This is a genomic window from Roseivivax jejudonensis, assembly GCF_900172265.1.
Lineage (GTDB): Bacteria > Pseudomonadota > Alphaproteobacteria > Rhodobacterales > Rhodobacteraceae > Roseivivax > Roseivivax jejudonensis.
Genome location: NZ_FWFK01000001.1, coordinates 691,186 through 711,110 on the forward strand (window position 1 = coordinate 691,186; position 19,925 = coordinate 711,110).

At 66.7% G+C, this 19,925-nt stretch carries 28 protein-coding genes and 1 tRNA gene; 4 read left to right on the forward strand and 25 right to left on the reverse strand.

What is annotated here, in order from left to right; genetic code table 11:
* Positions 1-195: 195 nt before the first annotated feature.
* From ROJ8625_RS03445 to ROJ8625_RS03510, 14 genes are all read right to left on the reverse strand, one after another.
* The gene (locus ROJ8625_RS03445; protein ID WP_085790426.1) at positions 196-1,815 is read right to left on the reverse strand and encodes a terminase large subunit; all 1,620 of its coding nucleotides are present in this window, start codon (positions 1,813-1,815) and stop codon (positions 196-198) included.
* Positions 1,784-2,188: a phage terminase small subunit P27 family gene (locus ROJ8625_RS03450; RefSeq protein WP_085790427.1), complete on the reverse strand. Its 405-nt coding sequence runs from the start codon at positions 2,186-2,188 to the stop codon at positions 1,784-1,786. Before ROJ8625_RS03450 ends, ROJ8625_RS03445 begins: the two co-directional genes overlap by 32 nt.
* Complete coding sequence (locus ROJ8625_RS03455) at positions 2,185-2,502, reverse strand: phage head closure protein (RefSeq protein WP_085790428.1); 318 nt, start codon at positions 2,500-2,502, stop codon at positions 2,185-2,187. Before ROJ8625_RS03455 ends, ROJ8625_RS03450 begins: the two co-directional genes overlap by 4 nt.
* Positions 2,499-2,915 (reverse strand): DUF3168 domain-containing protein, encoded by a 417-nt coding sequence (locus tag ROJ8625_RS03460; RefSeq protein ID WP_085790429.1) that lies wholly within the window; start codon positions 2,913-2,915, stop codon positions 2,499-2,501. Before ROJ8625_RS03460 ends, ROJ8625_RS03455 begins: the two co-directional genes overlap by 4 nt.
* The gene (locus ROJ8625_RS03465; protein WP_306372282.1) at positions 2,912-3,328 is read right to left on the reverse strand and encodes an HK97-gp10 family putative phage morphogenesis protein; all 417 of its coding nucleotides are present in this window, start codon (positions 3,326-3,328) and stop codon (positions 2,912-2,914) included. The genes ROJ8625_RS03460 and ROJ8625_RS03465 overlap by 4 nt, the downstream gene beginning before the upstream one ends.
* A complete protein-coding gene (locus ROJ8625_RS03470; protein ID WP_085790430.1) occupies positions 3,316-3,627 on the reverse strand; it encodes a head-tail connector protein in 312 nt (103 codons plus the stop codon). The genes ROJ8625_RS03465 and ROJ8625_RS03470 overlap by 13 nt, the downstream gene beginning before the upstream one ends.
* A gap of 9 nt (positions 3,628-3,636) precedes the next feature.
* On the reverse strand, positions 3,637-4,119 hold the full coding sequence (locus ROJ8625_RS03475) for a phage tail tube protein (protein ID WP_085790431.1): 483 nt from the start codon (positions 4,117-4,119) through the stop codon (positions 3,637-3,639).
* Between the two features lie 5 nt (positions 4,120-4,124).
* Complete coding sequence (locus tag ROJ8625_RS03480) at positions 4,125-4,475, reverse strand: HNH endonuclease (RefSeq protein WP_085790432.1); 351 nt, start codon at positions 4,473-4,475, stop codon at positions 4,125-4,127.
* Positions 4,476-4,653: 178 nt separating this feature from the next.
* The gene (locus tag ROJ8625_RS03485; protein WP_085790433.1) at positions 4,654-5,040 is read right to left on the reverse strand and encodes a hypothetical protein; all 387 of its coding nucleotides are present in this window, start codon (positions 5,038-5,040) and stop codon (positions 4,654-4,656) included.
* 11 nt (positions 5,041-5,051) lie between these two features.
* Positions 5,052-6,224: a phage major capsid protein gene (locus ROJ8625_RS03490; RefSeq protein WP_085790434.1), complete on the reverse strand. Its 1,173-nt coding sequence runs from the start codon at positions 6,222-6,224 to the stop codon at positions 5,052-5,054.
* 2 nt (positions 6,225-6,226) lie between these two features.
* A complete protein-coding gene (locus ROJ8625_RS03495) occupies positions 6,227-6,730 on the reverse strand; it encodes an HK97 family phage prohead protease (RefSeq protein WP_085790435.1) in 504 nt (167 codons plus the stop codon).
* Positions 6,730-7,119: a hypothetical protein gene (locus ROJ8625_RS03500; protein ID WP_085790436.1), complete on the reverse strand. Its 390-nt coding sequence runs from the start codon at positions 7,117-7,119 to the stop codon at positions 6,730-6,732. Before ROJ8625_RS03500 ends, ROJ8625_RS03495 begins: the two co-directional genes overlap by 1 nt.
* Positions 7,110-7,310, reverse strand: coding sequence for a thioredoxin domain-containing protein (locus ROJ8625_RS03505; RefSeq protein ID WP_085790437.1), 201 nt, complete (start codon positions 7,308-7,310; stop codon positions 7,110-7,112). Before ROJ8625_RS03505 ends, ROJ8625_RS03500 begins: the two co-directional genes overlap by 10 nt.
* Positions 7,300-8,505 (reverse strand): phage portal protein, encoded by a 1,206-nt coding sequence (locus tag ROJ8625_RS03510; protein WP_085790438.1) that lies wholly within the window; start codon positions 8,503-8,505, stop codon positions 7,300-7,302. The genes ROJ8625_RS03505 and ROJ8625_RS03510 overlap by 11 nt, the downstream gene beginning before the upstream one ends.
* A gap of 197 nt (positions 8,506-8,702) precedes the next feature.
* On the opposite strand from ROJ8625_RS03510, the gene ROJ8625_RS03515 reads away from it, so the two are divergent.
* Positions 8,703-9,011 carry a hypothetical protein gene (locus ROJ8625_RS03515; protein ID WP_159456710.1) on the forward strand — a complete coding sequence of 103 codons (309 nt, stop codon included), beginning with the start codon at positions 8,703-8,705 and terminating at the stop codon, positions 9,009-9,011.
* Positions 9,012-9,016: 5 nt separating this feature from the next.
* Here the strand turns inward: ROJ8625_RS03515 and ROJ8625_RS03520 are convergent, their stop codons facing one another.
* The 11 genes from ROJ8625_RS03520 to ROJ8625_RS21130 form a co-directional block, all read right to left on the reverse strand.
* Positions 9,017-9,268, reverse strand: a complete 252-nt coding sequence (locus ROJ8625_RS03520) for a DNA-binding protein (protein ID WP_085790440.1) — start codon at positions 9,266-9,268, stop codon at positions 9,017-9,019.
* A 400-nt stretch (positions 9,269-9,668) separates the two neighbouring features.
* Positions 9,669-9,884 (reverse strand): hypothetical protein, encoded by a 216-nt coding sequence (locus ROJ8625_RS03525; protein WP_085790441.1) that lies wholly within the window; start codon positions 9,882-9,884, stop codon positions 9,669-9,671.
* Positions 9,881-10,282: a hypothetical protein gene (locus ROJ8625_RS03530; protein ID WP_085790442.1), complete on the reverse strand. Its 402-nt coding sequence runs from the start codon at positions 10,280-10,282 to the stop codon at positions 9,881-9,883. Before ROJ8625_RS03530 ends, ROJ8625_RS03525 begins: the two co-directional genes overlap by 4 nt.
* A 225-nt stretch (positions 10,283-10,507) precedes the next feature.
* Positions 10,508-10,584, reverse strand: a tRNA-Pro gene (locus ROJ8625_RS03535).
* 46 nt (positions 10,585-10,630) lie between these two features.
* Positions 10,631-11,596, reverse strand: coding sequence for a DMT family transporter (locus tag ROJ8625_RS03540; protein WP_085790443.1), 966 nt, complete (start codon positions 11,594-11,596; stop codon positions 10,631-10,633).
* A gap of 101 nt (positions 11,597-11,697) precedes the next feature.
* Entirely contained in the window at positions 11,698-12,801 is a 1,104-nt protein-coding gene (leuB, locus tag ROJ8625_RS03545) for a 3-isopropylmalate dehydrogenase (RefSeq protein WP_085790444.1), read from the reverse strand.
* Between the two features lie 202 nt (positions 12,802-13,003).
* A complete protein-coding gene (locus tag ROJ8625_RS03550) occupies positions 13,004-13,972 on the reverse strand; it encodes an endonuclease/exonuclease/phosphatase family protein (RefSeq protein WP_200813287.1) in 969 nt (322 codons plus the stop codon).
* Positions 13,973-14,097: 125 nt separating this feature from the next.
* Positions 14,098-14,931 (reverse strand): hypothetical protein, encoded by an 834-nt coding sequence (locus ROJ8625_RS03555; protein ID WP_085790445.1) that lies wholly within the window; start codon positions 14,929-14,931, stop codon positions 14,098-14,100.
* Positions 14,932-15,291: 360 nt separating this feature from the next.
* Complete coding sequence (gene leuD / locus ROJ8625_RS03560; protein WP_085790446.1) at positions 15,292-15,897, reverse strand: 3-isopropylmalate dehydratase small subunit; 606 nt, start codon at positions 15,895-15,897, stop codon at positions 15,292-15,294.
* A gap of 12 nt (positions 15,898-15,909) precedes the next feature.
* Positions 15,910-17,331, reverse strand: coding sequence for a 3-isopropylmalate dehydratase large subunit (gene leuC / locus ROJ8625_RS03565; protein ID WP_085790447.1), 1,422 nt, complete (start codon positions 17,329-17,331; stop codon positions 15,910-15,912).
* 72 nt (positions 17,332-17,403) lie between these two features.
* On the reverse strand, positions 17,404-17,529 hold the full coding sequence (locus tag ROJ8625_RS21130) for an isopropylmalate isomerase (protein WP_200813268.1): 126 nt from the start codon (positions 17,527-17,529) through the stop codon (positions 17,404-17,406).
* Positions 17,530-17,622: 93 nt separating this feature from the next.
* Between ROJ8625_RS21130 and ROJ8625_RS03570 the strand changes: the two genes are divergently transcribed.
* The 3 genes from ROJ8625_RS03570 (at position 17,623) to ROJ8625_RS03575 (ending at position 19,872) form a co-directional block, all read left to right on the forward strand.
* The gene (locus ROJ8625_RS03570) at positions 17,623-18,198 is read left to right on the forward strand and encodes an SOUL family heme-binding protein (RefSeq protein WP_234984153.1); all 576 of its coding nucleotides are present in this window, start codon (positions 17,623-17,625) and stop codon (positions 18,196-18,198) included.
* Positions 18,195-18,467 carry a hypothetical protein gene (locus tag ROJ8625_RS20545; protein WP_143535027.1) on the forward strand — a complete coding sequence of 91 codons (273 nt, stop codon included), beginning with the start codon at positions 18,195-18,197 and terminating at the stop codon, positions 18,465-18,467. Before ROJ8625_RS03570 ends, ROJ8625_RS20545 begins: the two co-directional genes overlap by 4 nt.
* Positions 18,468-18,540: 73 nt before the next feature.
* A complete protein-coding gene (locus ROJ8625_RS03575; RefSeq protein ID WP_085790449.1) occupies positions 18,541-19,872 on the forward strand; it encodes a mechanosensitive ion channel family protein in 1,332 nt (443 codons plus the stop codon).
* Positions 19,873-19,925 lie beyond the last annotated feature (53 nt).

A 19,925-nucleotide genomic window follows, 5' to 3' on the forward strand; every position in this document is an offset into this window, starting at 1 on the left:
GCGGCGCGAGCACTGGATCGCTCGAAGAAATCATCTCGCGTCGCCATTTCATCGGAACGTTTCTCTTGCGACGCCGCATTCTCGTCACATGGACATGTTCTCCAGACCTCACGGCATGATCGTTCTCTCAGGACCATGTTCGGATTACCCCGGCGGCGTGGTTTGCCCCCAAAAAAGCCACGCCGCCACCCCACCTCACGCCATCCACAGATCATCGGTGAACCAGTCGGCCGAGGTGACGAACGTGCCCTCGCCGGCCGAGCAGCGAGCGACGGCCATCGCCGAGGCCACCGCGCCGTCAATCGAGAGCCACTTCTGCGACTTCGTGAACTTGCCGACGTGCCCGTGATCGTTCCGCTTCACGACGACGTTGGCGAAGCAGTGCCGCAGGACGGGATGCGCGCCATGGAAGAACTCGCCGCCGAGGATGGCGCGCTCCAGTTCCTGGTAGGCCGGCATCATCAGCGACGGCACCTGACGCATATCGACCGCCGGCAGGCCATGCTCGAGGATCTGCGGCTGCACCTGTCGCGCCATGTGCGGGTCGAACGCGATCTCGCGGACATTGAAGCGCTCGCAGAGTTCGACGATCCGGCTCTCGATTTCGCGGTAGTCGATCACGTTGCCCTCGGTGGCGGTGATCAGCCCCTGCTCGTGCCACACGGAATAGTTGGCGCCTGACGCATCCTCGCGCGTGCGGATGGTGTCCTCGGGGCAGAAGAACCACGGCTGCACGAAGTAGCCCTCGGCCACGCGCCAGCAGGCCACGATGACCGAGAGGTCGGTGGTCGAGGACAGGTCGACCGCAAGCCAGCAGTCCTCGGCCTCCAGCGCGTCGAGGTCGAAGGCTTTCCGGCCGGCGTCGAAGATCTCCATGTCGACGAACGGGTCGGTCGCGCTGTCGAGCCAGATATTCAGCTTGAGCTGCTTCAGGGATTGCCGCTCGCCGACGCTCCGCTCGGCCCGCTGCGCGTGGCGCCGGAAACCTGCAAGGCTCGGATAGCCGTGCCGCATGCCCGGGTTCACGCGATGCCACGTCTCCTCATCGCGCCAGTCGGCATCGCGCGGCGCCTCGAAGAGGATCGGCAGGATCGACTCGTCCTCGACATCCCCGCGCGCCACGCGCCGGGCATCCTCGATCACCTCGTGCGCCAGATTGTCGTTGCCGCGGCCGGCCGTCGTCGCGACCACGAGCAACGAGTCGTCGACCTTGTCGAGACCGGTCGTCAGCGCTTCCCAGAGATACCGGTTCGGCCAGAGATGGATTTCATCGGCCAGGACGAAGTTCGGCGTCGAGCCGTGCTGCGGCCCGGCATCGCCGGAGACCACCTGCATAGCCGCGCCGTCTTTTCGGTAGATGACCTTCTTCGGCGCGTTGTGCGCGTCGTAGGCCTTCACAGCCGCCTCGATGCGCTTGTCCTCGCGCACGATCCCCATGGCTTCCCGGAAGGCGATGCCGGCCTGCGTCCGATCCAGAGCCGCGAAGATCGCCTCGCCCGACGGGACACGCTCGGGACCGATGGTGTGCAGCAGCGCCAGCGCCGCCGACAGCGATGTCTTCCGGTTGCCGCGCGGGAGCAGGAGGATCGCACTCGTGACGATCCGGCGGCCGTGCTCGTCGCGCGGGCCGTAGATCCGGCGCACGATCCGCTCCTGCCAGGGATCAAGCTGGAAGCCGCGCCGCGGAAGCGTGCTCTTCGGATGGCGAAGCGCGCGCAGGAAGGTGACCGCGCGCTCGCCGTAGCCGTAGGGGTCGGGGATCTCGGACCCGTCGTAGATCCACTCAGGAAACGTCGAGAGGGTTGTCGCCGTCATCCGGATCCTCCTCTCTGATGGCCGGGCGCGAGCGCGACACCGGCGTGAGCCCGAGTTCTGCCGCGAGGAGGCGCGCGCGGGTCATGGCGTCGGACTGAACCCCGACCGCGGGATTGCGCTTCATCTTGCCTTCCACGTCGATCAGCACATGGCCGTGCTCCTGAAGGTGCGCCTCCATGGCGCGAACCGTCGCGACCGCGATGCAGTAGTTCTCGAGGCTGCCGAGGTCGGCATCGGTCAGGATGCGCCGCTCGGTCAGGATCGGCATGACGCGATCCCACTCGGCGCGCGCGAAGTCCGTGAACCAGCCCGGCGCCGGCAGCACGCCGACGGCCTCGGGGTCGGTCACCATGTGCGGCTTCGTCCCTCTCATGGCGCCACCCTGCGGCAGCGCAGCTCAAGGCCCCGGCGGCGGCCGACGGTGACGATCTCGTCGATGTCGAAGGCGAACCCGTCGAAGTCGACCCGGTCATCATCGGTCAGCCCGGCAAGGAAGCGCGTGCGGAAGACGATGGTGGTCTCGCTGGTCTCGCCGGCATTGCGCAGGAACTCTTCCGTCGAGCGCTCCACCACCTCGGCGCGGAGTGTCGCTAGGCGCGACCACGTGCGCTCCGGTGTGCCGGCATCGTTCACCGTTGCCGTCGAGCGCTGGATCTCGATCACGTGGACCATGTGCCCGGCCTTCATGGTGCCACCTCTTCGGCAAGGCAGTCCACGACCATGATGCCGTGCGAGGATTCGCCGTCGGGGTCGGACATGGCTCGCATGCTCGACACGCGCCAATCGATGCAATGCAGCCCATCACCGAGATAGAGCCGCTCCGACTGGATCGCGTGGCGCGCCGCGGCCATGATCTGCTTCACGCCCTCGCGCGACGGCTCGGTCTTCCAGACGTGGAGGGTGTGGTAGACGCGGCTGCGCGTGCGCGCGATGCTGCTGCCCTCGTCGACGATCTGAGCCTCACCGATGACGATGCTCGGCCGCGGCGCAGGCGTCGAGTTCCGGTCGAGGATCGAGGTCTCCGGCACGAGATCCGTGAGCGCCGTGGACGCGGCGAGGCGCAATCGGATCGCGATCTGGACGGCGAGGTCGACGCTCATTTCGCCTCCCGGATCGCCTTGCCGATGGCGCGCTTGATGCGGTTCTCTGCGCGTTTTCTCGCCAGTCTGAAGCCGGGCCAGAAGAACGGCTGGGCCGGGTGGTGCCGCGTCCCGTACTCTTGCAGGTGCGGGTAACGCACCTCGCTGTTCCCGGCCGTGATCGCCACCTGGTTCTCCGGGACGAGGTACGAGCCACCGGGTTGCGAGTATAGGGGCGTGCTTTGCCCGCCGAGGGTGACCGTGATCGATCCGATCAGGTCGCCCTCATCCTCCGGCGCGAGGCTTTCCATGGCCTCGGAGATCTCGTAGCCGCCCTGCGCCAGTGCGGGCTGGACCGCCTTCCGCGCCTCTTTCGGGATCGCCTGCATGCGGCGCTGGAAGCTCTTGAGACCGCCGTCGCTCACCACGTCCACTCCCGGTACTCGTTGACCAGGTCACGAACGCCGAAGGGAAGCTCGCGCACGGCCTCGGCGCCGGCCTCGCGGTTGTCGTACCAATGGGCCGCGAGTTGCAGCACGGCCTCGACGAGAGCCGGCGGGATCGGATCCTGTTCCTCACCGCCGAAACACTCCTCGATCTTGAACCCGAGCATGCGCTCAACGTGGTTCTGCGCCGCGTCGAGCTTGCGCTGAAGCAGCGCGTCATCGGCCGACCCGATGTCATCGGTGAAGGCCAATTGGTCTTTCAGATCTGCGAGCTCGGCGATGGCCATGGATCAGCCTCAGACGCCCTCGGCGGCGTCGACGCGCACCACGTTCGAGTTCACCCAGAGCGAAGCGTTGAGCTTCATGACGTTGTTCGCGGTGTCGTAGGCCTCGGTCTGGCTTCCGACGATGGCGATGAAGTACCGCTCGCTCGGCGTGCCGCCGGCCGGCGCGTCGGGAAACTCCAGCTTGAAGGCGTAGTTGTCGTTGGTCTTCTCGGCCGCGATCAGCGCCTGCTGACCGGCATCGTCGTAGTCGATGGCGGCGACCAACTCCATGGGCGGCGCGGTCCGGGTGCCCTTGATCCGCTTGGTGCGCTGCTGGCCGATATCCTCGAACGTCACCTCGCTTGCGGCGTCGCCGAGCGAGCCGAGGCTCTCCAGCCTCGAGATCTCCGTCCAGGTCTCGCCGTCGAAGTCGGACTCGGCGAAATCGGAATTCTGATCGGGCAGGACGCCGCCGATGTAGAGCTTGGAGCCCGCGGTTGCGAACATGGGCATGTCAGTTACCTCGCGAGGTTGCGGCGCTCTTCTCGCTGTTTGGCGCCGGAGTGACAGGGGGTGCAGAGGCTCTGCAGGTTGGTCGGGTCGAGCCGCCGCTCAGGAGCGACGGATCTCGGAACGATGTGATCGACCTCGCGGGCCGGGGCGCCGCAGCGCCGGCAGTTCGGATGCTCTCGCAGGTGCGCCGCGCGGAGGCGCCGCCAGTCGCCGTCGAGACCTCGGGCGGCCGCGCTGGGGCGGGTCTTGTCGAAGCGGGCCTTGCGCGCCGCGTCCATGCGCTGCTGGCACGGACAGCGGACGCCGGGATCGACGCGGATGCCACAGCCGCAGAGGCGTGCAGGTTTCGATGGCATGACGAGCTTTCAAGCTGAGCGGCAGGCGGGGCCATGACGAAACCCCGCCCACCGTTGCGACCCCACCGCCCTTGGCCCTTGGTCTTAGGCCGACGATCCGCAGCGCAGGGAGAGCGGCTTGCCGTTTTCGGGCCGGTCGCGTGGCCCTCAGAAAGGAGATGCGCTGCGGTATTCATGATCAGGTGACCGGAACCTCGGCGGGATGGCCCTTCACGAGGACCGCGCCGAGCGCGAGCGACGTGCCGCCGTTGCGGGTCAGGACCGTGCGCAGGTACCGGCGGTGGCCGATGTAGCCGAGCCGGTAGACGCTGGCGGCCTCGAGGGTTGCGGGCACGGTGCCGGTCAGATGCTCGGCCGCCACGTCCGCAAAGTCGCCGGCGGTGGTGGTGTCGCTCTCCTGAAGCTTGATCGAGAAGTCGCCGTCGCCGGCCACCGCGCCCGTGTTCACCACGAGGCAGGCGCTCTCGAAGCCGAGAAGGTCGGTCGCGGCGCCGGTGTTGTTGCCGGTGTGGACCGCCGGAGCGACCATCGGAACGGCGCCGATGTTGGGTTGAAGGGATCGCATGGTCGGTCTCCTTACGAGGTGGACATCTTGAGCTTGCGGAAGCGCGCGGCCTGGAGGACGCGGCCGCCGACGCGACGCGTGGCGTGCATGCGGGTCACGCCCTTGCGCGCCTGCGTGTACGGGTCCGAAAGGATCGACATCGCGAGACGGTCGACGATGCGGTAGGCCGAGAAGTCGCCGTAGAGAATCGGGAACGCACCCGACGAGATGTCGGGCATGTCGATGGCCTCGACGACGGGGCGGCCCAGGATCGTTTCGGGCTGACCTGCGGTGAACGCCGGCTGCCAGAGAAACCGACCGTCGCCGTCCTTCAGCTTGCGCACCGCGGCGAGGGTCGTGCCGTTCATCAGCCACGTGCCCGCGTTGCGGTACATCGCCGGCAGCGCGTACATCAGATCGATCATCTTGTCGGGCGAGAGTGCCGTGGTCGAGCCGTTGACCGTCTCGGCGATGTCGGGATGCGTCATCAGGCCCTCGGGCTGGCCGGAGCCGGTCCCGTTGACGAACGCCGTGCCCTCCTTCTTACCGAAGTCCTCGGCGAGGGCGAGGCGAACCTCGGCCTCGGCCGTGCCGCCGCTGTCCGACAGCAGTTCGTTCGAGATGTCGGTGAAGGTCGTCAGCTTGTACGGGAAGACCTCGAGTTGACCGAAGGTCGGTTCGCTCTCTTCCGAATCCTCTGCCTCGCCTTCCCACTGCGCGTTGGTCACCGAGTTGCGCTTCGGGTACTTCACCGAGGGGCCCGTGATGCCGCGGACGCTGGCAATGGAGCGGATCGGCGAGAACTCGACGAGGTTGCGCACGAACTCCGTCGACATCTCCGCGGGTGCCAGGTAGCCGGCCTGCGGATCGTTCGAGACGGTGAGCGCCTTGATCTCGTCGGCCGGCGTCTGGTTGCCCAGCCGGAGATAGTTCGCGAACGCCTTCTTCTCGGTCTCGGCCTTCTCGTCGGGATCGTCGTCGCCGTCGCCCTTGGCGCGATTGGCCTTTGCCTCGATCTTGTCGAGCCGCTCCTCGAGCTTCGTCGTGTCGGTCTTCTTCTCGATGTCGTCGAGCCGCTTGTTCACGGTCTCGGTCAGATCGCCGATGGCCTTCGACACGATGTCGTTCGGATCGTCGTCGGAGCCGCCATCCTTGAGGGTGAGTGCCGTGCTGCCGCGCAGCTCGGTCTTCTTCAGATGTCGCATGATTACCTCTCTGCGAGCTGCGCCGCGGCGCGTTGGAGTTCGGCGGCGAGCGTCAGCGCGCGCACCGCGGTCTTGGCGCTCGTCACCCGGGCGCCTGGGTGCATCGGGATCGTCACCAGGGACGCCTCGAGCAATTCGAGTTCGGAGATCGTCCGGCCGCCACCGCGCCGGGGTGCCGCCTTCTTCGTGCGGAAGCCGATGGAGATGCCGCGAACGGCGCCGGCGCGGACCAGGGCGCGGACCTCGCGGGCCCGGACAACGTCATCGACGAGAAGCCGGCCCTTGAGGCGCAGCCCCTCGCCGCCGTCGTCGGCCTCGTCCCACGTTCCGACAGGGTCGTTCTGATCGTGGCCGAAGAGCATCGGCAGCGGCAGCGAGGTGCCGGTGAAGGCGCCCTTGGCGATCATGTCGCCGATCCGGTCCGCCTTCTCGTACGGCCACGCCATGCCCTCGATGTTGCCATCGTCCGAGGCGTCGAGCTTGGTTTCGAGGTAGACGCGATCCATCAGCCGACCCTCCGATGAGCTGAGCGGTCGGAGGCATAGGCATCGATTTCCACCTGCACCCAGTAAGCGGCCTTTAGAAACCGCAGGATGTTCGAGTGCGTGCAGGCCAAAGGCTGGCCGTCCTCCGCCACTTCCCAGTCGAGCACGCATTTCGCGAGGCTGTTCAAACGCGCACGCTCTCGCGCTTCTGCGGTTACTCGTCCGTCGGCGTCGGCCACATCAGAGAGTTCGTCAGCCAGTGCCAGCCGAGCGCGGTTCTGCGTCTCGCTGTCCGGCCCCGCGATCTTGAGACGGATCCCGGTAGCGCGCCCGGTCTCAGGATCGAGGAGATCGAACCACTGGCCGCGCTCCTGGTCAGCCGAGAACGATCTGATCTCGGTCAGGTCCATCCGTAACCGTCCTTCCGGACCACGCTCAGGGCCATGCCTTGATCAAGCACGAGGACCGGCACATCGGCGACGACGTTCTGAATGTTCGCGATGATCTGCTGCTTCGATTGCTGCCCCGCTGTGAGGTCGGTGGAGACAACGATCACATCGCCCTTCTTCAGTGTCAGAATGCGAATGTCCTCAAGCTGCATCGTCGGTCTCCTCGTCGTCGGGCTCGGCGCCCTCTGTTGCGATGTTCGGGTTCATGAACTGATCGCCGCCCTCGCGCGGCGGCAGGCCGAGCCACGCCCTGCTCTCGTTCGCGTTGATGACCTGAGACGAGATCAGCGAGTTGATCACAGTCGAGCGGGTCGAAAGATCGGCGCGGGTCAAATCATCGCGGTCGAAGCGTATCGCATATTGCGGCCGCTCCTCGTCCGTCAGCAGCGCCCGCCGGAGCGCGCCCTCCGTCGCCCTCAACCACGGCTCCAATGTGTAGCTCAGAAATTCGCGGCCCTGCTGCTCGCCGTTCGACCAAGTTGCTCGGTCGTGGTCGAAGAGCATGGCGGGCGGCACGCGGAAGCAGCGAGCGATCTCGAGGATCTGGAACTTGCGGTTCTCGATGAACTGGCTGTCGGTCGAATTGAATGTGTAGGGCTCGAAGGTCGCGTCGTCGTACAGGATCGCGGTCTTGCCGCCATTGTCCTGTCCTTCATGCGTGGCGCGCCAGGTCTCGATCATCTTCCTGACCGCGCCCTCTCCGAGGTTTTTCGGGAACTTGAGAGCGCCGGACGGGCGGGCACCACTGCCGAAGAGCTTGGCTGCGTGGGTGTCCAGGGCGATAGCAACGCCGATGGCCTCACGCGCCAGCGATAGTGGTGAGCGGCCGGACGGGCTGCGCAGATGGATCATGTTCCCGGCGGGAACAACACGGCTGTCGATCTTGTAGCGCGGTTCGCCGGTCGTCTGATCGAACTGCACGTCGACCACGCCGCGCCGGTAGCGGATGATCTCGGCGATGCGCCCGTCACCCAGGCGATTGACGTAGGCGACGCCGCCGCGGTCGTCGGAGAGCGCGTCGATCACGAGATCCCGGATCAGCGAGAAGCCGTCCGTCCAGTCGTTCGCCTCATCGCGCAGAAAGGGTAGAACCGGGTGATCCGGAACATCGACCTCCGTGCCATCCGCTTCGATCCGCTTCACGCTGATGTCGAGCGTCGCCACGGCCTCCGAGATGACCCGGATCGCAGACCCCACCGCCGGCACACGCAGCGCCGCGTCGGGCGTCACGACAGCGCCACCGGTCGAAGTCGGTGTCAGGCCGAAGATCGCGTAGAGATCATCGCCGGGCTCGGCGAGCCCCTTTGTCTCGGTCGGTGTCTGGGATCTGCGAGAAAACGGCCACATGCCGCAAGGATCGCGGAGCCGAGCGACGCCGCCTAGCTGGCCAGATGCAGGCAATCATTGGTTTTCGTGGGTTTCCGTGGGTCCGAAAAATCCAGATTCCGGCCGATCTTGTGCGAGGCTTCCCGCGCCGGTCCCTAGAGACCGACCAAAGTCGAAGAACACCCCCGGGCATGACGTCGTGTCAGGGTTGAGCATGCTTGACCTATATCAATGCGCGTCGCGAAGGTGGTTCCATGCTGGATGAACGGCGCCTTCGCAGGTCTGGAGGCAAGCTTACCAAAGTCTTCGTCGGCCGCGATCTTGAAACCCACGTTGCTCGCTGGGTCGGACTGACGGCGGCTGGCGCGTTGATCTGCGACAGGGGCATCTACTCGGCGGACGCAGAAGCGACGGTCGCGTTTGTCTCCGAGACATTCGGGCTCGATACCGTAGAGGAGTTTGAGCCTCACGACCTCGAAGCCGTCGCGCGCCACATGCGCAGGATCAACGCGCAGGGGCCTTGGTAGAGCCTTCACCTCTTCGTCCGGAGCCAGGCGTTCAGCTCCGACCTCAGAGCGAAGTAGCTCTCGCCGTCGGGGCGGTAGATCGGCACGTGGTCCAGATGAGCGAGGCGACGCGCCTTGTCCACGCTCACGCCAATGGCCGAGGCGATGGTGCTGAGCCCCCAGAGCTTCTCAGGGCCGGTGGTGATGGCGTCGAAGCGCCACCTGTCGAGAGGAGGATTCTCGCGTACGGATCTAAGTTTGGTGTCGTGCCTGCTCATCGTGTCCTCGCGCGTGTCTCTCTCTACTCAACCGTTGCTCTCTACCGCCCTATCCATCGGTTCAGACCCAGAGCGACGGTCAGAAAGCGAGTTACAGCGACCTGGGGATAAAACCCGGCCTCCCGCTCTGACCGCCACGATCTTGACCTATCCATTCGGACGAGCCCGTCGCTTAGGCCAGACCTGCCTTTCCCTCGGCTCGGTCCGCTCCCCCATGTTCGCCGCCTAGAGGGTGGCAGCGGGGTCTTAGGGCGTGGGGAGACCGCATGATGCGGAATAGCTGCCCTTGTGCTGTGACCCGATACACTGTAACACTTCTGCTTGGCGGCCCAGCCTAACTCGTGAAAGACGACCGCCAACGTTTTGAGGCGCGCCGGCGGCCACCGGCGCGCTTCGTTTCTCAGTCCTCCTCGATCACGACGAGGTCTTCGGGCTCTCCGAAGATCTCCGAGACCAGGCGGCGCATGATGGCCTCCTGCTTCTCGCTCGGCCGCCAGTTGCGGCGCCGGCTCTGTTTCATGATCGAAGCGGCGAAGGTCCGAGCCCATTCGTCCGACGCCCGTCGCTGGACTGTCGGCATCTGGAACAGCAGCTCTTCGATGTTGCGCACGCTCATGCCGCGGCCCTCCCTTCACCGAAGTGATCGAGGAAGGCGCTCTGATCGCGAATGCACAGAGCCTCGAAGGCGGCCGAGGCGTAAGCCTTCAGTTCCCGCCGGCTCGCAACGCTGGCCCAGAAGCGCGCGTCGCTCATGGGATCGAGGAACGCCGGAAGCGGCCCGTCGCTCGATCCGAGGACGGTAGCAGCGACGGCCTCGGCCAGCGGCTCCTCGAGGGAGCGCAGAGCGGCCCATGCGAGCGCTGCGCGGACTTCGTCCGACGCGCGGGCCGCCAGGAAGTCGGAGAACCGCGCCCAGTCCTCGTAATCGCCGAGCGTGAGCGTGTAGCCGAGCATCTTCGTGACGCCGAGGTGCTCGCGCCTCATCAGCTTGGAGAGGGATCGCTGCTCGGTCATGCCGTCACCCCCCAATGCTTCGAAATGATGGGGTGACGATTCGCCCAAAGTGGGGTAGCTAGAAGCGCGAGCTTTCCAGATGCTCTCTCATGTCGGACCCCGGTTGCAGTTGCCGCTGCGCCGGGGTTTTTCGTTTGGTGCTGGCTGGAATCGACAACCTGTGCAGCCGCACAGATTGAGCCACCGTCAGCGCCCCCTCCGGGGCTCGTAAGTTGTTGGAAAAATTGGTCGGAGTGGCAGGATTCGAACCTACGACCCCTGCCTCCCGAAGACAGTGCTCTACCAGGCTGAGCTACACTCCGACCGTGGCGCGCGTCGTAGCCGAGGCGCAGGACTTTGACAAGGGGTTCAGCGCGGCTTCCGCGAGGGCGGGAGCGCGGTTTTCAGCAGCGCCCCGACCCGCGGCGCGGTGCCGGTCAGGTGGCGCGTTCGGGTGCGCGACACGGGCTTGGCGTTGGAGCGTCCCGACAGGCTCTCGCGCGCGACGATGTACAGCCCGCTGGCAATGATGATGGCCGTGCCGAGGATCGTCGCCGCGTCGGGTATCTCGTCGAAGAACAGCGCGCCGTAGAGCGTCGCCCACAGGATTTGTGAATACTGCATCGGCGCGACGACGGCCGCTTCGCCGGCCTTGTAGCCCGCGACCATCAGCATCGCGCCGGCGAAGCCCAGCGCCGCGATCGCGGCGTTGAGCGCCAGATCGGTCAGCGGCATCGGGCGGTAGGGCTCGGCCATCAGCGCCCCCATGATCGCGAAGTTTGCGAGCATCGGGTAGAGCACGAGCACGACGCTGCGCTCGTCCGGGCCGATCCGGCGCGAGATGACCGAGGCCAGAGCACTGCCGCCTGCCGCGACCAGCGCGGCGAGGTGCCCGGCGGTCAGTGCCGTCGCCCCCGGTCGCAGCACGACGATCACGCCGCACAGCCCGACCACGATGGCGACGCCGCGGCGCAGCCCCACCTGTTCGCCGAGGATCGGGATCGCCAGGAGCGTGATCAGGATCGGCGCTGCGAAGATGATCGCATAGACCTGCGCCAGGGCGATCGATGAGAACGCGTAGAACGCCGCCGCCGCGGTCACCACCGCAGCCAGCGTGCGAAGCGCGACCCACCACGGATGGCGCGGTCGCAGATGCCCGGGCTCCGGATCGTTGATGAGCGTCAGCGTGACCAGCGGAAAGCCGAACAGAACGCTGTAGAACACGATCTGGAACGACGAATAGGTGGCGCCCAGCGCCTTCACGATGACGTCGTGCGTGGCGAACAGGGCGAATGCCAGAAGCGCGATCAGGGCGGCGCGCGCGTTGGACGGCATGGGCCGGCTCCGAGCTGCGGGTTTCCGTCAGCTAGACCGCCGGCCCAAACGAAGGCAACCCGCAGCGGCCGCAAGGGCCCTGTTGCGGGCGCCGGCGGCGATCAGACGCTCGCGTCGAGGGCGGCGAGGATCGCGTCGCCCATCGCCGAGGTCGAAAGCGGCGCCCGCCCCTCTTCGCCCAGGAGGTCGGCGGTGCGGTGTCCTTCGGCCAGCACGTGCTCGACAGCGGCTTCCAGCCGCGACGCCTCGGCGCCCTGGTCGAAGCTGTAGCGCAGCGCCATCGCGAAACTGAGGATGCAGGCGATCGGGTTCGCCTTGCCCTGCCCTGCGATGTCGGGTGCCGAGCCGTGGACGGGCTCGTAGAGCGCCTTGGGCCGGCCGTTCGACATCGGTGCACCGAGGCTGGCCGATGGCAGCATGCCAAGCGACCCGGTCAGCATCGCCGCGAGATCCGAAAGCAGGTCGCCGAACAGGTTGTCTGTCACGATAACGTCGAACTGCTTGGGCCAGCGCGTCAGCTGCATCGCGCCGGCGTCCGCGTACATGTGGCTGAGCTCGACGTCGGGATACTCGGCACCGACGCGGGTCACGACCTCGCGCCAGAGGACCCCGGACTCCATCACGTTCGCCTTCTCCATCGAGCACAGTTTGCGGTCGCGCTTCATCGCGAGGTCGAAGGCCGAACGCGCCACGCGCTCGATCTCGCTCTCGGTGTAGCGCTGCGTGTTGATACCCACGCGCTCGTTGCCATCCTCGAAGATGCCGCGCGGTTCGCCGAAATAGACGCCGGAGGTCAGCTCCCGCACGATCATGATGTCGAGGCCGGCAACCACGTCGCGCTTTAGGGACGAGAAATCGGCGAGCGCGTCGAAGCACTGCGCGGGGCGCAGGTTGGCGAAGAGGTCCATTTCCTTGCGCAACCGCAGCAACCCGCGCTCGGGCTTCACCGAGAAGTCGAGAACGTCGTATTTGGGCCCGCCCACCGCGCCCAGGAGAACCGCGTCGGCGTCCTGTGCGAGCGCCATCGTGTCGTCCGTCAGCGGCGTGCCGTGCGCGTCGTAGGCGGCGCCGCCGACGAGGTCTTCGCTCACGTCGAAAGGCAGACCGCGTTTCGCACCGAACCAGTCGATGATGCGGCGCACCTCCGCCATGACCTCGGGGCCGATGCCGTCGCCAGGCAGGATGAGGAGCGAAGGGGTGGACATGGGCGGCTTGCCTCCTTGACGGCGCTTCGGATCGTCGATGCGGGTAGGCGAAGCCGCACGCGGCGTCAAGAAAGCGGGACGCCGTTCGACCGGGTGGCGCCCGTTCGCCGGGGCCCGCGCATGCTCCGGTACTGGTGTCCTTGCTCCGGTTTCGGCGGATCGAGCGTCTCGTCAAACGTGGCAAGCGAGTCGCTGTTGAAGATCAGCGCCGCCGCGCCGGCGCATTCGATCCGCTGTCCAAGACGTCTGTGTCGTCCGCAGGGGCCTCTCCGCTGTCGCTGATGTCCGGGTCCGGCGGCAGCGCGACATCGATCCAGACCAGGCGATGTTCTCCCGCCTCCGGCGCCGCGCGATACGTGCCGGCGTCGCGCAAGACGAGATCGCGGGAGGGCAGAAGGTAGCTGACGCGCATCTCTCCGAGGCCAAGGCGGCTCCAGTCCACGCTTGCCGTGCGCGGCATCGGATCCTGCAAGCGCGGATCGGACAGAAGATCGCGAATTGCGCCGCGCCGACCGTCGCCCGCCTCCGGATCGAGGTTCGCGTCGCCGGCGATCACGAAGGGTGGCGTGATCCGGGGCAGCCCCGACGTACCGTTTAGCAGAACCTGCCACAGCCGGATCTCGTCGGCGTTGCGACGTCCGTTTCGGTCGTCGGGCCCGTCGAAGACCGGTGGCGTAGCATGGAACACCATCAGAGAGAGCGGGCGCGGCGACGACGGCAGCCGGATCGGAACCACCCAGTGCACGTCGCTCGACAGCCGTTGCACCTCGTACGCCGGATCCTTCGGCGCGATGCGCGTTCCGGGAAGGTCGCGCCAGAGAAATCCGCTCAGATCCCGCGCATCGGACGTCTCGACCGGATGGACGGACAGGATCGCGCTGCCCCCCTCCCCGGAAAACCGGCCCCAGCCCTGCGCATCACGAGGACCGTGCGCGCGGCCGTCGCCGTCGATGTCCCGTCCGGTCGGGCGGCCGGTATTCGGGCGACGGAGGAACCGGTGCGGATAGTCCAGCCCGCCGGCCCTTAGCCGGTCGGCCAGGGCTGCGAGCGCCGCACCCGCATGATCGTAATCGATCTCCGTCAGAACGAGGATATGGGGCCGGACCGCGAGAAGCGCGACTTCCGTCGCAACCAGTGCCGGATCCTCGCCCCGCACCAGATCGCGCAGCAATAGGCCCGGGCCGTCGCGCGTCAGAGGCGCGTGCCACGTGGCGATCCGAATTGTCTCGGGAGCGGGGGTCGGGACCGCCGGTGCCGCGCGGGCGACCCCGATCCAGAGCCCGACGACGAGAAGCGTCAGGCCGGTTGCAACTGCTCGGATTGCGCGTATGCCCGGCGCCGCTTTTCCTCGATCAGGTCGGCGATGCGCATCAGTGCGACGCCTCTCATCATCAAGCTGGCCGGCAGAAAGGCCCATGCTGTCATCACCCATACCAATGTCAGCGGCCCGCTGAACGGAGTGACGGACCCGAAATCCGCCGCAGCCTTGATGGCCGCCGGGATCAGGAATGGCAGGAGAAACCCTAAGGCGACGTTAAAATGCGCGTCGCGCTTCAGCCGCGACAGCACATCGCCGCCGGCGGTCGGGTCGAAGAGAGGGAGATTCACGAGGACGTTGAAGGCGTTCTTGCGGATCGGCCAGTTCAGCAGCCGCACCAGGACGACGAAGAAGATGACCAGCATCAGAGAGACGAAATAGGCGATCCCCGCCGCCGCACGCACCAACGCCACGCTCTCGGGTCCCGCGTCGGCGGGCAGATCCAGGAGAATCAGCCGGACTGGCGAGAACGGAAAGTCCATCGCCTGGCCAACCGTCGCGCCAAGGCCGGTCAGGGCCGCGCCCGCCTGGGACGGAATCGTCGCGTGCCGCGTCAGGATCGTCAGAACGAGCACGACGATCGTGAGCATCACGAAGCGCAGCCGGTTGTAGGGCGGCGCGGACCGGAATTCGACGAGGCTGGGCGAGACGGCGTTGTATTCGACCACCGTAAGAAGCGCCGCGGCCAGCGCGGCAAGCAGAACCATCTGGCTGGCGTCCCCGGTGAGACCCGGCAGCGCGACGGCCGGAAGCGCCACGACGAGCGCAACGAGGATGGCGCGAAGTATCGCGCCGGCCAAACGGTTGATCACTGCTCTGTCCTTTCGGTCCGGACGGCCGCGATGCCATGCCGCGCCCTTGTTCCGTCCAAGATCCGCCGGGTCCGGCGGGCTGCCTCATTGTTGCCCAAATGCTGCCTCCATTCCCCGAGTGCCTCAAGGCCCGCCGCACAGTCTACGCGGGAATGCGGCCAGAAGACGGTCGCGCTGGTGCGGGATTGCATCATTTCCGGAGCGGAAACGGGGCAACGCCACGACGGGAAACAATATCTTGTATTTGCCGCAAAAAAGACCGCTACGCGGCCTTGGGCGACGCGCGACGGTCCCGGTCCGGACACGGGATGGTCCGGCGGACACGGCGCCGCGAACGCGTCGCGGCACCGCTGGATTCGCTCAGACCCAGGGGCGGGATTGCGCGGCCTCGGCTTCGAACCCGTCAATCGCCGCAGCCTTTTCGAGCGTGAGCGCGATGTCGTCGAGCCCGTTCAGAAGGCAGTGCTTGCGGAACGGGTCGATCTCGAACCGGATCACCTCGCCGTCGGAGGTGGTGACGGTCTGCGCCTCGAGATCCACGGTCATGCGCGCGTTCTGGCCGCGCTCGGCATCCTTCATGAGGATGTCGACCTGCTCCTGCGGAAGCGCGATCGGCAGGATGCCGTTCTTGAAGCAGTTGTTGAAGAAGATGTCCGCGAAGCTGGGCGCGATCACGCAGCGGATCCCGAAATCCTTGATCGCCCACGGGGCGTGCTCCCGCGACGAACCGCAGCCGAAGTTTTCGCCCGAGATGAGGATTTCGGCCTCTCGGTACTGCGGCTTGTTCAGCACGAAGTCTGGCACCTCGTTGCCGTCGCTGTCGTAGCGCATCTCGTCGAAGAGGCTCACGCCGAGGCCGGTCCGCTGGATCGTCTTCAGGTACTGCTTCGGGATGATCATGTCGGTATCGACGTTGACGATCGGCAGCGGCGCGGCGATCCCGGTGAGGGTGTCGAACTTGTCCATCGGTAGGGCTCCTTACGCCGGGACGCTGTCTTGCGCGAGTTCACGCACGTCGGTGAGCCGGCCGGTCACGGCCGCCGCCGCCGCCATCGCGGGGCTCATCAGGTGGGTGCGTCCGCCGCGCCCCTGCCGCCCCTCGAAATTGCGGTTCGAGGTCGAGGCGCAGCGTTCGCCCGGCGCAAGCTGGTCGGGGTTCATGCCAAGGCACATCGAACAGCCCGCCATGCGCCATTCGAAGCCGGCCTCCTGCAATTTGGCGGCGATGCCCTCTTCCTCGGCCTGCGCCCGAACGAGGCCGGAGCCCGGAACGATCATCGCGCGGATACCGTCCTTCACGCGGCGGCCTTCCATGATCCGCGCGACCTCGCGCAAGTCCTCGATCCGGCCGTTGGTGCACGACCCGATGAACACCGTGTCGATCTCGATGTCCTGCAGCCGGGTGCCGGGCTTGAGCCCCATGTATTCGAGCGCGCGCTGGGCCGCCGAGACCTTGCCGCCCTCGAAGCTGTCGGGCGACGGCACCTCGCCGTCGATCGGCAGCACGTCCTCGGGCGAGGTGCCCCAGGTGACGAGAGGCGCAATCTCGGAGGCGTCGAAGGTCACCACCTTGTCCCAGTGCGCGTCGTCGTCGGAGTAGAGCGTCTTCCACCACGCCATCGCCGCGTCCCACTGCGCGCCCTTCGGCGCGTGGGCCCGGCCCTTCACGTAGTCGAAGGTGGTCTGGTCCGGGGCGATCAGGCCGGCGCGGGCGCCACCCTCGATCGCCATGTTGCACACGGTCATGCGGCCTTCCATCGACAGCTCGCGGATGGCGCTGCCGGAGTACTCGATCACGTAGCCGGTGCCGCCGGCGGTGCCGGTCCGGCCAATGATCGCCATGGTGATGTCCTTGGCGGTCACGCCCGGCGGCAGGGTGCCGGTGATTTCGACCTTCATGTTCTTCGACTTGGACTGGATCAGCGTCTGCGTGGCAAGGACGTGCTCGACCTCCGACGTGCCGATGCCGTGCGCCAGCGCACCGAAGGCGCCGTGGGTCGCGGTATGGCTGTCGCCGCAGACGATCGTCATCCCCGGCAGGGTCCAGCCCTGCTCGGGGCCGATGATGTGCACGATGCCCTGCCGGACATCCGACACGGGATAGTAGTGAACGCCGAAATCCTTGGCGTTTCGGTCGAGCGCCTCGAGCTGGATGCGGCTCTGCTCGTTCTCGATCCCCTTGGCGCGATCGGTGTCGGTGGGCACGTTGTGGTCCGGCACCGCGATCGTCTTGTCGGGCGCGCGCACCGTCCGGCCCGAAAGCCGCAGCCCCTCGAAGGCCTGCGGGCTCGTCACCTCGTGAACGAGGTGGCGGTCGATGTAGAGCAGGCTGGAGCCGTCCTCGGCCTCATGCACGAGGTGGGCATCCCAGATCTTGTCATAGAGAGTCTTGGGGGACATCGGTCCTCTCCCGGTAATGTCTGTGGCGATTGGCTACGGAAGCGCCTGTGCCCGGGCACGGCGCGAGCGGCCTCATAGGCGGGCGAGCACCGTGTGCGTCGCGCCGTAGAAGCGCTCTTCCAGACGGAAGCGGTCGCCGAGATCGTGGATCCGCATCATGCACGCGAAATACATCGCCGCGGGCGATCCCGCAAGCATTCGCGAAGTGAACCGATGCCGCGCGGAGCGCGTATCAGTATCGATGACGGAGGGCATCCGATGCGTGCAGCGAACGTGGCAGGAGGTCTTTGGATGGCGGCGGCGAGCGTGGCAGCCGACGGCGTGGCCGGCGGATACCGGGGCTACGAGGCACCGGACTACACGGTCGAGGCGCGGGCCGGCGATGTCGAGATCCGCCGCTACGCCCCGCATCTCGTGGCCGAAGTCACGTTGGCGGGGCCGCGGGACGGCGCGCTGCGACAGGGCTTCCGCATTCTCGCCGGCTACATCTTCGGCAAGAACGCGTCCGAAGAGAAGATCGCGATGACCGTGCCCGTCACCCGCCAGCCCGCGGTGGCCGCCGCGGTTCCGGACGGCGACGCGTGGACGGTCTCGTTCGTCGTTCCACGCGGGCGGAGCCAATCCGATCTTCCGGAGCCCCACCGCGAGGGCATCCGCCTGACCGAGCGCCCGGCGGAGCGGCTGGCCGTGCTCGCCTTTTCCGGGCTCGCAACGGAGGCGCGGATCGCGCGGCAGGCCCGGCGCCTCGATGCCGGCATCGCGGCCCTGGGCGAAACGCCGTCCGGAGCGCTGCGCGCGATGTGGTACGACGACCCCTTCACCCTGCCCTGGCGGCGGCGCAACGAGATCGCCCGGCCGCTGCCGTGACGACACTCGAGCGCAAGATCAGGGGTGCGGCACGGCGCCACAGTTGGAAACAAGTGTCACACTGGGCCGTTATCACCGCGACCGACGTCGAAGCCGACCTGCCAGGTGATTTCGTGGCTCCGCACACACGTTCCTTCATGACGCGCGTCAACGCGCTCAGCATGGCGATGATCGCCGTGCTGGCGGCGGCTGCGTTCTGGGTCGGAACGTCGGATGTCGCGATCGCGACAGACGGCCGATCGGTCCTGACCGCGTCAACCGGGCGCTAGGTGAACGGTCCGGCACGCGCTTGCAGCCGCACGTGCCATTTGCAACGCTCCGGGACCGCATGGACCGTTACGTATGATCCCTGACAACGACACCGTCGCTCAATTGCAGTCCATCGCGCTCGATCTTCTGGCGCGCGCCGAGCTATTCATGGCCGGCCTCCTGCGGCCGTGGAACGCCTACCAGATCGTCATCGCGCTCGCGCTCTTCGCCTTGGCGCACATCCTCGCGTGGGGGCTGCGCCCGCGGTTCCACGACTGGATGCGGAGCCGCGAAGGCTGGCCGAAATGGCGCATGCGGATCCTCGTGCTGCTCCACCGCCGGGTCCGGATGATCCTGTTCGTGGTGCTTGCCTGGATCGCCGTGTGGATCCTCCGCGAGGTGACGTGGCCCTCGCGATCCTATTTGCTCGGCGTCATCGCGGAGCTCGCGACCGCGTGGCTGGTGATAGCCTTCGCGACCCGTCTGATCGGCAACCCGTTGTTGCAGAGCGTCGTCCGCTACGGCGCATGGGCGTGGGTTACGGTGTCGATCCTGAATCTCGGCGAAGAAGCTCGATCGGCGCTCGACAGCGTGGCGATCTCGGCCGGGGAGATGCGGCTGTCGCTCTGGATCGTGCTGCAGGCGGCGGTGATGCTGATCGTGCTGATCGCGGCCGCGCGCTTCCTCGCGATCTCCTCCGCCGCGCGCATCCGGCGCAACGATGAAATCTCGCCGTCCATGCAGGTGCTGGCCGTGAAGGTGCTGCAGGTGCTGTTCTACGGCAGCGCCTTCTTCCTCGCACTGAAGCTCGTGGGCGTCGACCTGACAGGCCTCGCCGTGCTCTCGGGCGCGATCGGCGTGGGCCTCGGTTTCGGCCTGCAGAAGGTGGTGTCGAACCTCGTATCGGGCATCATTATCCTGCTCGACAAGTCGATCAAGCCGGGCGACGTCATATCTCTGGGCGAGACATTCGGCTGGATCAATTCGCTCGGCGCGCGCTACGTGTCGATCACCACGCGTGACGGCAAGGAATACCTGATCCCGAACGAGGATCTCATCACCGGGCAGGTGGTGAACTGGTCCCATTCCAACGACTTCGTGCGGCTCGATATCTTTTTCGGCACCGCCTACGGCGACGATCCGCATCTCGTCCGAAGGATCGCGGTCGAGGCCGCCTCCAAGACGACGCGCGTCCTGTCCGAGCGTCCGCCGGTCTGTCATATCGTCGGTTTCGGCGACAGTTCGGTCGACTACATCCTGCGATTCTGGATCCGCGACCCCACAGGCGGCCTCACCAACATTCGCGGCAACGTCTACCTCGCGCTCTGGGACGCGTTCCAGGAGAACGGGATTTCGATCCCCTTCCCGCAGCGCGAGGTGCGCGTGCTCGAAGGCTCTCAGCTCGGCACGAAGGCGCTCGACTGAACGGCGGGCGGGAACGCGCGCGCACCGTCGCGCGCTAGTCTCGCACGCCCACC